This window comes from Micromonospora sicca (assembly GCF_003172935.1).
In the GTDB taxonomy this organism is placed as follows: domain Bacteria; phylum Actinomycetota; class Actinomycetes; order Mycobacteriales; family Micromonosporaceae; genus Micromonospora; species Micromonospora sicca.
In genome coordinates, this window is record NZ_QGKS01000439.1 from 1 (window position 1) to 6,681 (window position 6,681).

Genomic DNA, 6,681 nt, shown 5'->3' on the forward strand with positions numbered 1-6,681 from the left:
GTCGCCCGGTCGGCCGCGTCGCCCCCACCGGTGTCCCGCCCGGCAGCCACCGGCCCCGCCTCGGGGAGGTGGTCGTCGTGCGGCTCGGTGAGGGGCATGTGGCAAGTCTCCCACCGCGAACGGGCCCAGCGCCCAGTGAGTGAGCCGATCTCTCATCCTAGTCCCGTCGTAACCGGTGGGACGGCTGGGACGGGAGTGTCGGACCCGGCCGCTAGCGTGCCGCGGGTGGCACGAGCAGAGTACGTCCAGGAGGCGCTGGCCGGCCTGGACCGGACGGCGGGCGCGGGGGTGGACCCGGCGCTGCCGTTGTACGCGACCACCTTCGTGGTGGTCGACCTGGAGACCACCGGGGGCGCGCCGGACGGCGGCGGGATCACCGAGATCGGCGCGGTGAAGGTGCGCGGCGGCGAGGAGCTGGGGGTGCTCGCCACCCTGGTCAACCCGGGGGTGCCGATCCCGCCGTTCATCACCGTGCTGACCGGGATCACCCAGGCCATGTTGGTCCCGGCGCCGCCGATCGAGCAGGTGCTGCCGAGCTTCCTGGAGTTCATCTCCGACGCGGTGCTGGTCGCCCACAACGCCCCCTACGACGTGGGGTTCCTCAAGGCGGCCTGCGCGAAGCACGGCTACCGCTGGCCCAACCCGCGGGTGCTGGACACCGCGGCGCTGGCCCGGCGGGTGCTCACCCGGGACGAGGTGCCCAACCGCAAGCTCGGCACCCTGGCCGCCTACTTCCGCACCGCCACCCAGCCGACCCACCGGGCGCTGGACGACGCCAAGGCCACCGTGGACGTGCTGCACGGGCTGATCGCCCGGCTGGGCGGCCACCGGGTGGACACCGTCGGCGACGCGATCGAGTTCGCCCGGGCGGTCACACCGACCCAGCGCCGCAAGCGGCACCTGGCCGAGGGCCTGCCGAAGGTGCCCGGGGTCTACATCTTCCGGGCCGCCGACGACCGGCCGCTCTACGTCGGCACCTCCGGCGACATCGCCACCCGGGTGCGCAGCTACTTCACCGCCGGGGAGAAGCGGGCCCGGATCTCCGAGATGCTCGCCGCCGCCGAGCGGGTCGAGGCGGTCGAGTGCGCGCACTCGCTGGAGGCGGAGGTCCGCGAGCTGCGGCTGATCGCCGCGCACGCGCCGCCGTACAACCGGCGCTCCAAGTACCCGGAGCGGATGGTCTGGCTCAAGCTCACCGACGAGGCGTACCCCCGGTTGTCGGTGGTGCGGAACCTCGCCCCCACGGACACCGCGTACCTGGGCCCGTTCCGCTCCAAGCAGGCCGCCGAGCTGGCCGCCGCGGGCTTCCACGACGCCGTGCCGCTGCGCCAGTGCACGCACCGGCTGTCGCGGCGCACGACCATGCCGGCCTGCGCGCTGGCCGAGCTGGGACGCTGCCCGGCGCCCTGCGAGCACCGGATCACCCCCGAGGAGTACGACCACCGCGCCGCCGCGCCGTTCCGTACCGCGACCACCAGCGACCCCCAGGTCGTGGTCGACGCCCTGCTCGCCCGGATCGAAGTGCTCGCCCGCGACCAGCGCTACGAGGAGGCGGCGGTGGTGCGGTCCCGGCTGGCGGCGGTGCTGCGCGCCACGGTCCGGATGCAACGTCTGGTCGGGCTAACCGGGATCGCCGAGCTGGCCGCGGCCCGGCGTGCCGCGCGCGGCGGCTGGGAGCTGGCGCTGGTCCGGCACGGCCGGCTGGCCGGCGCCGGGTTGTCCCCGCCGGGTGTCCACCCGCGACCGACCCTGGAGGCGATCCGGGCGACCGCCGAGACGGTGCTGCCCGGGTACGGCCCGGTCCCGCGGGCCTCCGCCGAGGAGACCGAACGCATCCTGTCCTGGTTGGAGCGAGCGGAGACCCGGCTGGTGGAGATCTCCTCCGGCTGGGCCTCGCCGGTCACCGGCGCGGGCCGTTTCCGGGACCTGCTGGCCAAGGCGGAGAACGGCGGGTCCCACCAACTCTCGACCGAACGCTCATGACCAAGTGACCGATCGGACTACGTCGACTCCCTTAGGCTGTTGGAGAAGTGCAGTCCTGCCCGTTTCGCGGGCCTGCTCCCGGTCGCCGGTGACGGTGACCGTGGGGCCGGGGTGAGGAGGTGTCCCAGGTGGACGTCGACGCCGGACACGGCGCCGCCCTGGGCGGCGCCCTTCCGACCCAGCCCGGGGAGCTGCCGCTCACCCGCCGGCTGCGCTCCCTGCTCACCTGGCCCACCAGCGACGCCGACCCGGTCAACGCGCTGGTCCGCGCCCATCGGAGCATCCACGCGAGCGCCGACTCCTCCGTGCTGCGCCGCGCCTACACGATCGCGGAGAACATGCACCGCGGCCAGTTCCGCAAGAGCGGCGAACCGTACATCACCCATCCCCTCGCGGTCGCCCAGATCTGCGCCGACCTCGGGATGGACACCATCACCCTGGTCGCCGCGCTGCTGCACGACACCGTGGAGGACACCCGCTACACCCTCCAGGCCCTCGCCGAGGACTTCGGCCGGGAGGTGGCCCACCTGGTCGACGGGGTGACCAAGTTCGACAAGGCGTTCTACGGCAAGGCCGCCGAGGCGGAGACCGTCCGCAAGATGATCATCGCGGCCGGCAAGGACGTCCGCGTGCTGATCATCAAGCTGGCCGACCGGCTGCACAACATGCGCACGCTGGGCGTCCGGTCGGCCGCCTCCCGGGAGCGCATCGCCCGCAAGACCCAGGAGGTGCTGATCCCGCTCTGCGACCGGCTGGGCATCCAGACCCTCAAACGCGAGCTGGACGACGTGGTGCTGCTGCACCTGGAGCCCGACGAGCACGCCCGGATCGCCCGGCACGTGCACGACCGGCCGGCGGGCTGGGACGCGTACCTCGAGGACGTGGTGGCGAAGACCCGGGTGGCGCTGCGCCGCAGCCGGGTCGACGCCGAGGTCGCCCCCCGCCCCCGGCACCTCTATTCGATCTGGAAGGACACCGTGGCCGGCGGCCACGGCGCCCCCTTCGACCTGCCCCGCATCTCGATCGTGGTGGCCGGCCCGGCCACCGACTGCTACGCGGCGCTCGGTGCGGTGCACGGGCTGTGGCGGCCGGTGCCCGGCCGCTTCAAGGACTTCATCGCCTCGCCGAAGAACAACCTCTACCGGTCGCTGCACACCAGCGTCCGCGGCCCGCAGGACCGCACGGTCGAGGTGCTGATCCGGACCGAGGAGATGCACCGCGCCGCCGAGTACGGCGTCGCCGCCCACTACCGCTTCCCCCGCACCACCAGCCGGGCGGCCGACCGGGCCGACGAACTGGCCTGGCTGCGCCGGGTGCTGGACTGGGAGCAGGAGGCGGTCGACCCCGCGCAGTTCCTCGAGTCGCTGCGCTGCGACCTGGCCGAGGCGCAGATCCAGGTGGTGGCCGACGGCCGGCAGGTGGTCCTCCCCGCCGGCGCGACGCCGGTGGACCTGGCGTATGAGCTGAGCACCGAGCGGGGCGACCACTGCCTGGCGGCGCGCGTCAACGGCCGGCTGGCGCCGCTCTCCTCCGAGCTGGCGGAGGGCGACGTGGTGGAGATCTTCACCGAGTCCGACGCGGAGAGCGGCTTCGAGGCCGACGCCGCGCCCCGGGGGCCGCGCCGGGAGTGGCTCGGCTTCGTGAAGTCGCCGCAGGCCCAGATGCAGATCAACCGCTGGTTCGCCGAGCACACCGAGCCGGGCATCTCGATAGCCGACAAGGTACGCCTCGGCCGCGCCACCATCGGCCTGGCCCTGCGCACACACAACCGGGGACTGGCCAGCGACCTGCCGCTGCTGCGGCTGTCCGAGGAACTGGGCTACCCCGACCTGGAGACCCTGCTGGTGGCGGTCTTCGACCGGGCGGTCGAACCGGACGCGGTGGTCCGGCAACTCATCGACCTGGTCGACCACCGGCAGTAGCCGAACGCCCCTCGCGCGGCCGGTCCGGGCGGCCACTAGCCTGAACGCATGATCCCCCGCGCACGTGCCACCGGACGGGCCCTCGGCTACCAGGTCTTCTACCGGCTCCCCGTCCCGCTGCGCCGCCGGCTGGTCCGGCTCGCCGTGCCGAAGTACATCGTCGGGGCGGTCACCCTGGTCCGGGACGCCGACGCGGAGGGGCCGGGCCGGCTGTTGCTGCTGCGCCAGCCGCCCGGCCACAGCTGGACGCTCCCGGCGGGGCTGCTGCAACGCGGCGAGGCGCCGGTGGTCGGCGCGGCCCGGGAACTGTTCGAGGAGTCCGGCATCCGGGTCACCCCCGACCGGCTCCGCCCGGCCGTGCCGAACGCCGTGGTGCACGCCAAGGGCTGGGTGGACGTGGTCTTCGAGGTGGAGGTCCCGGCGTCGACCGCCGAGCTGGTGGTGGACGGCGCCGAGGTCTTCGAGGCGGCCTGGCACCCGCTGGACGACCTGCCCCGGCTGAGCCGGGCCACCGCCAACCTGCTCGGCTACTACGGCATCGGGCCGCGGGCGGGGCAGGTCCCGCCCGCCGTCCCGCCGGGGGAGTGACCGGCGCCGGACCGGGCGGCCCGGGCGGGTCGGGTCCCGGGTGGCGGGCGGCGGCCGAGGTCTGCGCCGTGGTGCTCGCCGCGGGCGAGGGCAGCCGGCTGCGACCACTCACCGCGCGGCTGCCCAAGGCGCTCTGCCCGGTCGGGAACGTGCCGCTGCTGGACCGGGCCCTGACCCGGCTGGCCGGGCTCGGCCTCGCCGGTTCGGACCGGGTCGCGGTGAACGCCTGTTACCTGAGCGAGCAGGTGGTCGACCACGTCGGGGCGCGGGCCCACCTGTCGGTCGAGCCGGGCGACCCGCTCGGCACCGCCGGCGGGCTGGGTAACCTGCGGGACTGGATCGCCGGCCGGGGCGTGCTGGTCGGCAACGCCGACGCCTACCTGGCCGACCCGCAGGCCCCACCCGGGCCGGACATCGCCGCGCTGCTCGACGGCTGGGACGGGCGGAGCGTACGGCTGCTCGGCCGGCCGGCCGACGACCCGGCGGCGCCGGGGACCTTCAGCGGCCATTGCTTCGTCGGTTTCTCGCTGCTGCCCTGGCGGCTGGTCCGCGACCTGCCACCCAGCTTCGGCGACCTGGTCCGGGCGGTGTGGCGGCCGGCGGAGGCGGCCGGCGCGCTGACCGTGGTGCCGTACCGGGGGACGTTCTACGACACCGGGACCCCGGCCGACTACCTCGCCGCCAACCTGCACGCCGCCGGGGGCGGGAGCCTGGTCGACCCGACCGCGACGGTGACCGGCCGGGTGGCGCGGGCGGTGGTCGGCGCGGGCGCGGTCGTCCACGGCGAGGTGCTTCGCGCGGTGGTGTGGCCGGGCGGCACGGTCGGGGCGGACGAGCGGCTCACCGACGCGGTCCGCGCCGGCGGCGGCCTGACGGTTCCGGCGGCCGGACGGTAGCCGGATCCACCAGCCGGGGACGCCGTGCCGCAGCGAGCCTTTAGCATGGGCGACGACGTCGACGAACGGAGAAATGTCCCGTGATCACCGCGATCGTGCTGATCGACTGCGCCACCGACTCCATCCCCGAGGTCGCCGAGACGCTGGCCAACCTCCCCGGCGTCAGCGAGGTCTACTCGGTGGCGGGCCACGTCGACCTGATCGCCATGGTCCGGGTCCGCGAGTTCGAGCAGATCGCCCAGGTCATCGCCGGCAGCATCTCCAAGGTCACCGGCGTGCTCAACACCGAGTCGCACATCGCGTTCCGGGCGTACTCGCAGCACGACCTCGAGGAGGCGTTCGCCATCGGGCTGGCCAACGCCGACTGAACGCGGCGGCCGGCCCGCCCCGGAGGACGGACCGGCCACCATCGGCCGTACGACGTCAGCTGACGCCCGGAGCCGGCGTCTCAGTGGTGCCCGGAGACGGCGACTCGGTGCCCGGGGACTCGGTGGTGCCACCCGGAGACGGGGTACCGGTGCCTCCGGGGCTCGCCGTGCCGGTCGGGGTGGCCTGCGGGACCGGGACGCCCAGGGTCTGGGCCAGGGCCACCAGCGCGTCGTAGTGCGCCTGGAGGACCGGCAGGGCGTCCTGGGCCAACTGGACCACCGACTGCTCGGAACCCTGCGAGATCTCGGTCTGGGTGGCCTGGATCGCCTGGACGTGGCCGGCCAGCTCGGCGGTCACCCACGCCTTGTCGAACTCGGCGCCGCTGAGGTTGTTCAGCCGGTCGATCACCTTCTGCTCGTCCGCGGTGGGCTCGCTGGGCAACTGCACGTTCAGCTGCTGCGCGGTGCTCTGCACCGTCTGGTCCAGCTGGGTGTGGTCCGTCACGAACTGCTTGCCGAGGTCCTTGACCTGCTGGTTCTGGCCCTTCTGCTGCGCCACGTTCCCCATGACGATCTCCGCCAGGTTCACCTGATGCAACGCCTGCAGGTACTGCGCGTCCTGCGTGGACGGCTGCGCCGCGGCCTGCGCCGCCGCGGCGGGCGCCAGCCCGACCACCACCAGGGCGGCCAGCAGTCCGAGGCGTTTGAGACCCAACATGTTTCCCCCCCTTTTTCGTTGGACCGCACGGATACCCGGCTGACCGGGGTTATTCCTGCGATTCCACCCGTCCGTGTCGTGGGGTGGCGGGCCTGCGCAGCGGGACCGCCGGGCGACACCGGCGCGGAGGGGGACGGCCGGGACGGCGGGGACGAGCGGGGCCGGAAACGGACGTGGCGCCCGCCGGAGACCCGGCGGGCGCCACG

Annotated in this window: 6 protein-coding genes; 5 read left to right on the top strand and 1 reads right to left on the bottom strand. The window is 74.2% G+C overall.

Going from position 1 to position 6,681, the window contains the following annotated elements; all coding sequences use genetic code 11:
- Positions 1-225: 225 nt before the first annotated feature.
- From DKT69_RS33145 to DKT69_RS33165, 5 genes are all read left to right on the top strand, one after another.
- Positions 226-1,983, top strand: coding sequence for a DEDD exonuclease domain-containing protein (locus DKT69_RS33145; RefSeq protein ID WP_109805357.1), 1,758 nt, complete (start codon positions 226-228; stop codon positions 1,981-1,983).
- A gap of 128 nt (positions 1,984-2,111) precedes the next feature.
- Complete coding sequence (locus tag DKT69_RS33150; RefSeq protein WP_109805358.1) at positions 2,112-3,905, top strand: RelA/SpoT family protein; 1,794 nt, start codon at positions 2,112-2,114, stop codon at positions 3,903-3,905.
- A 48-nt stretch (positions 3,906-3,953) separates the two neighbouring features.
- Positions 3,954-4,493, top strand: a complete 540-nt coding sequence (locus tag DKT69_RS33155) for an NUDIX hydrolase (RefSeq protein ID WP_109805354.1) — start codon at positions 3,954-3,956, stop codon at positions 4,491-4,493.
- Between the two features lie 68 nt (positions 4,494-4,561).
- Complete coding sequence (locus DKT69_RS33160) at positions 4,562-5,389, top strand: nucleotidyltransferase family protein (protein WP_109805359.1); 828 nt, start codon at positions 4,562-4,564, stop codon at positions 5,387-5,389.
- 80 nt (positions 5,390-5,469) lie between these two features.
- Positions 5,470-5,757, top strand: coding sequence for an Lrp/AsnC family transcriptional regulator (locus DKT69_RS33165; RefSeq protein WP_109805355.1), 288 nt, complete (start codon positions 5,470-5,472; stop codon positions 5,755-5,757).
- Positions 5,758-5,812: 55 nt separating this feature from the next.
- Here the strand turns inward: DKT69_RS33165 and DKT69_RS33170 are convergent, their stop codons facing one another.
- The gene (locus tag DKT69_RS33170) at positions 5,813-6,475 is read right to left on the bottom strand and encodes a DUF4142 domain-containing protein (protein WP_109805356.1); all 663 of its coding nucleotides are present in this window, start codon (positions 6,473-6,475) and stop codon (positions 5,813-5,815) included.
- Between the last annotated feature and the right edge of the window lie 206 nt (positions 6,476-6,681).